Source organism: Acidimangrovimonas sediminis, assembly GCF_002871005.1.
GTDB classification, from domain to species: Bacteria; Pseudomonadota; Alphaproteobacteria; order Rhodobacterales; family Rhodobacteraceae; genus Acidimangrovimonas; species Acidimangrovimonas sediminis.
Genome location: NZ_PHSN01000060.1, coordinates 1 through 4786 on the forward strand (window position 1 = coordinate 1; position 4786 = coordinate 4786).

Annotated in this window: 4 protein-coding genes; all 4 read left to right on the plus strand. The window is 63.1% G+C overall.

The window, feature by feature from the left end; translation table 11 throughout:
* Positions 1-698: metallophosphoesterase family protein (locus CVV76_RS24240; RefSeq protein WP_102227258.1), on the plus strand; the 698-nt coding region annotated here is incomplete at its 5' end.
* A 514-nt stretch (positions 699-1212) separates the two neighbouring features.
* Positions 1213-2451 carry a lipopolysaccharide biosynthesis protein gene (locus CVV76_RS24245; protein WP_102227259.1) on the plus strand — a complete coding sequence of 413 codons (1239 nt, stop codon included), beginning with the start codon at positions 1213-1215 and terminating at the stop codon, positions 2449-2451.
* Positions 2448-3446 carry a glycosyltransferase family 2 protein gene (locus CVV76_RS24250; RefSeq protein WP_102227260.1) on the plus strand — a complete coding sequence of 333 codons (999 nt, stop codon included), beginning with the start codon at positions 2448-2450 and terminating at the stop codon, positions 3444-3446. The genes CVV76_RS24245 and CVV76_RS24250 overlap by 4 nt, the downstream gene beginning before the upstream one ends.
* Positions 3443-4459: a glycosyltransferase family 4 protein gene (locus tag CVV76_RS24255; protein WP_158243245.1), complete on the plus strand. Its 1017-nt coding sequence runs from the start codon at positions 3443-3445 to the stop codon at positions 4457-4459. The genes CVV76_RS24250 and CVV76_RS24255 overlap by 4 nt, the downstream gene beginning before the upstream one ends.
* The last annotated feature ends 327 nt before the right edge of the window (positions 4460-4786 follow it).

Sequence of the window (4786 nt, forward strand, 5' to 3'; positions counted from 1 at the left end):
CGGAACAGGCCTTCATCGCCATCGGCGACATACATGGCAGCCTCGACCAGCTCGATGCGCTTCTTGCGGCGATCGAGCGTGCCGGGCAGGGCGCGCTGCCGCTCGTGTTCGTGGGCGATTACATCGACCGCGGTATGGACAGTCTCGGCGTCCTGCGGCGTCTGCACGGGTTGCAGCAGGAACGGGGCCCCGAGGGTTGCATCTGCCTGCTGGGCAATCACGAGCAGATGCTGCTCGACTTTCTCGAGAACCCGCGTGCGGGCCGGCGCTGGCTCAGCCATGGCGGGCTGGAGACGCTGCTGAGCTGCGCCTTGCCGATGGTGCCCGCTTCGGCGCCGTCCGAAGACTGGGAGGCGCTGCGGCTGCAGCTTCTGGAGCGGTTGGGTCCGGGGCTTTGCAGCTGGATCGAGGCGCTGCCCGTGACCTGGAGCACGGGCAATGTCGCGGTGGTCCATGCCGGGGCGGATCCCGCGACGCCTCTGGCCGGGCAGCAGCGCAGCCATCTGGTCTGGGGGCATCCGGATTTCTTCACCCGGCCGCGGCAGGACGGGCAATGGGTGGTGCACGGCCACACGATCCAGCCCGAGCCGACGATCATCGACGGCCGGATCGGCATCGACACCGGCGCCTACGGCACCGGCCGCCTGACCGCCGCGCTGGTTCGCCCAGGCCAAGCGGGCTTCCTGACCGTTGGCTGAGGGGGCCAGAGAGCAATCCATTGCGAACATGGGTCGGATGATGTCGAACGCTGCGCTGGCCCGGCTGGTGCATCTGGGCGGGTGGGGCGCGTCAACGGGTGGGGCGCCTACGATCGGGAAGACGCCCGCTTTGACAGTGCCGGGGTCCGGGCCTCGGCAGGAGATCGCTGCCACAAGCCAACTGGGTGGCGCGAACCGGTTCAGGAGGGATCATCCGGCTGTTTCGCGGTTGACGCCGCAGTGCAGAAAGCCACATTGAGTTTTTGTCTGTCTGTTCCGAAGGCCCGCGACACGATGATCGAAGCATGACCCTGTGGAGCAGTTCAGATCGCCTGCCTAGCTTGCGGCGGATTGTCGCCGGAAGCCTCGCATTGTCAGTCTTCTCTGATATAACGCCGATGTTCGGGTGCATTCCGCTGTCAGAGGATCTCTTGACGAGATCACCAGAAAACAAGCCGAGCGCTTGCGCATGCCATTTCGGGCCTGACCCGCTTCTGCACGGGATACACCTGTCTTGATCTCCACGGCCAAACGCACGCTGATCTTCCTGACAGGCAATACCGTGGCGCAGGCGACGATGTCGCTGTCCGGCCTCCTGCTGGCCCGCTGGCTGTCGGTGCCGGACTACGCGCTCTATTCGATCGTGATCGCCATGACCGGCGCGATCACTGTCCTCACGAAGGCAGGAGTGGATATCGGTTATACCGCGCTACTCGGCCGGCATTGGCCGGACATGACTCGCGCGGGTGAATTAACTCGGGCCGCCATGAAAGTGCGGCGCCGCGTGTCGATCGTCATGCTGCCTCTGATCCTGATCACCACCGGATATACGCTTTGGAAGAATGGCGCCTCGCCTGGGCTTACCGCCATCTTGCTGGTTTTTCTGGTCGTCTTCTGGGTAGGCGACATGAGCACCCGAATCGTCGATCAGATCCTGTTCTTCGACAAGCAGTCGAGCCGTTTGCAGCTGCTGGATACGATCATCGCGGTGGTCCGGCTTGGAGCAATTCTGGCGGTCTTCTTCGCGGGCTGGCTCGGGTTGATATGGGCCGCCGCGATCAACTCTCTGGCAGCATTGGCACGGATTCCCCTGATCTGGCGGTGGATCCGTCAGTTCCTCCCGGCTCAGACGTTCGATCTTCGGCAAGACGACACCGAAGAGATCTGGAAGGCCGTCAAGAAACAGATGCCGGTGACGCTCTTTTTCGTCTTTCAGAGCCAGATCGTATTGCTGGTGCTGTCTATCTTCGCGGGAAGTGCCCAAGTGGCGGGATATGGAGCGCTGACCCGGCTGACGCAGTTACTGGTCCCGGTTCAGGCGTTCGTTTATGCGATCGCAGTGCCGATCTTTGCAAAGCGGAAACACAAACTGGGACGTACCCTATCAATACTGGTGGGGTTATGCGCAGTGCCCGGGGTCTTGCTGGTTTTGCTGTCCTTGACGGCGCCATGGGTGCTTCTATGGCTGGTCGGGCCGCATTATGCGGATCTTCAGAATGAGGTCGTGCTTGCCTGCCTCATGGCCGCGGTGAACCGCACAGCCGGCGCGTTCCGCAACCTTGTCTCCTACAAGGGCTGGCTCACGTTCAACTGGTTGTCCATTCTCATCAACATCAGCTGGATCGCATCAGGCCCCTTCCTGTTCGATCTGGGCACCGTCTCCGGCGCGCTGATGTTCCAGACAGGTTTCGCGATTGGCCCGGTAGTGTCGGCGCTTGCCGATTTCACATACAACAGCAGGAAGACAGGATGAGCGAGATCTCCGGCCCGACCGTCAGCATTCTGGTGCCCACGTTCCGCCGGCTCGAGATCCTGAAGGAGTGCCTTGCCGGATGCGAGACACAGACCCGCCAGATCGACGAGATCGTCATCGTGCACAGGCCGGATGCAGATCCCGAAACCGCGGCTTGGCTTGAGGAAGTGGGCCCGCAGCATCCGCTCTGGCGCTGCGTTCCGGCGTCTGAGGCGGGCGTGGTCGCCGCGCTCAACACGGGCATTGGCGCCACGAGGGGTGACATAATCGCGATCTTCGACGATGACGCCGTACCGCATCCCGACTGGCTGGAGAAGGTTCTGACGCATTTCGAGGATCCCGCCGTTGGTGGTGTTGGCGGGCGCGACTTCGTGCATGGGCATCGCGGGCTCATCCTCGAGCCGCGCACCACGGTCGCCGGTGTCCGGGACAATTGGCATTCGCTGATCGGCGGACACCATCTGGTAGAAGGACCACCCAGACCGGTGGAGGTGCTCAAGGGCTGCAACTGGGCCCTGCGCCGCGCTGCGCTCGACAGCCTGAAGCTGGACCCCAGACTACTCGGCAAGGGGGCGCAGGTCGACAACGAGGCGTGGTTCTGCCTGTGCCTGCGGGCCGCAGGCTGGCGCTTGATCCTTGATCCTCAGGCCCAGATCCAGCACCACCCCGCACAGCGCAGTGACATCGACCGTTCGACATGGAGCCGTCAGCGTTGCTTTGAGCAGGCCTGTAATTCCACCGCCGTTCGAACCGCGCTGCTGACACCTGCCCAGAGGTGGCGTTACATCTGGCGCATGGTCACCGTCGGTACACGCTATTGCCCGGGCCTCTATTACCTTGCGCATGGTCTGGTGAAGCGCCCGGGTCAGATCCTCGGTGTCGCCATCGGCGGATGGTCCGTTTTCCGGGCCGGCCTGCGCCTCGGTCGCCAGTTCCGGGACGATCCGCCGGGAATAGCCGCCCCGGCCCCGATCTCGCAAGGAGAACAGAAATGACCGCTCCGAAACCGAGGGTCCTGATCGCGAGCTATGCTTTCTGGCCGTCCCTTGGCGGCCTCGAGATCATCGCCGAACAACTCGCGCGCGGGCTGAATGCGAGGGGGCACGTGGTGGAGGTGCTTACCGCCACTCCCGCGCCAGAAGCACAAGTAGAGCGAAGCGACTTACCATATCCTGTGCTTCGCTCGCCGGGGCTCTGGGCTTCCCTGATGGCGTTCCGCCGGGCCGACATCGTCATTTCCAAGCATCTTGCGCTCCGGACCTGCTGGCCTATCCTGTTGATCCGCCGTCCGCTGATCATCTGGCATGCAACCTGGTATCCGGAAGAAAGGCGGCTCAACCGGTACCTGCGCAAGGCGATCATGCACCGGGCACGGAATATCGGCAACAGCGCGGCGATTGGTGCCTCTCTCGACCATTGTGACGGGATGGTTCATCCCGGCTACGACGACAGTCGGTTCCGCAATGAGGTTCCCTGGTCGGAGCGCGACATGGATTTCGCCTATATCGGGCGGCTCGGTGCCGAAAAGGGCGTGGATCTGTTGATCGAAGCGGTGGCGGAGCTGCCGGGCACCACCCTGTCCATCATCGGCTCTGGCTCCCTGGAGCCGCAGCTCAGGGAGCGGGTCGAGGCGCTGGAGATATCCGACAGGGTGCATTTTCTCGGCCGCATGGAGGCCAAGGAGATCAATGCCGCGTTGAACCGCCACAAGGTGATGGTCGCCCCGTCCCGCTATGACGAACCCTTCGGGACCGTTGCGCTCGAGGGCCAAGCCGCAGGCTGCCGCGTGGTGGTGTCTTCCGGCGGCGGGTTTCCGGAGGCGGCGGGGCCAGGGGGCATCGTCTTTACAAACGGCGACATAGATGCCCTGCGCGACGCGATGCAGCAAGCGCTGGAGCCGATGGATTCGCGCCTCAGCGGCGACATCGATCGGCATCTCGAGAGCCACCGCATCCAAAGCTTCGTTGCAGCTTTCTCGGACATGATCACGGCGGCGATGCGGCGCTGAGATCTACCATCAAGTCAACTATGCGGCGGCGAACCGGCCATCCCGGCTGGCGCGGTAGAGCTCCCAGTCTGCGGCGTAGAAGTCGTCTATGAAACTGAGGAGGTCTCCCGAGCGAAAGATCGCGGGCAGGTCGGGCGTTTTCGCGGCATTATCGCCAACGTGATATACAAAGTGTACAAAGTATGGAGCCGTCGCGCCGCGTGACAGATACAGGTGCTATCGGGCAGCTCTCCCCGGAGATCTCTCCTTCCTTCAGCCGTTGACTACTCCCAGGACAGCGCGTCGAGCTGGTCGAGGCTGCCATGTATGTCGCCGATGGCGATGAAG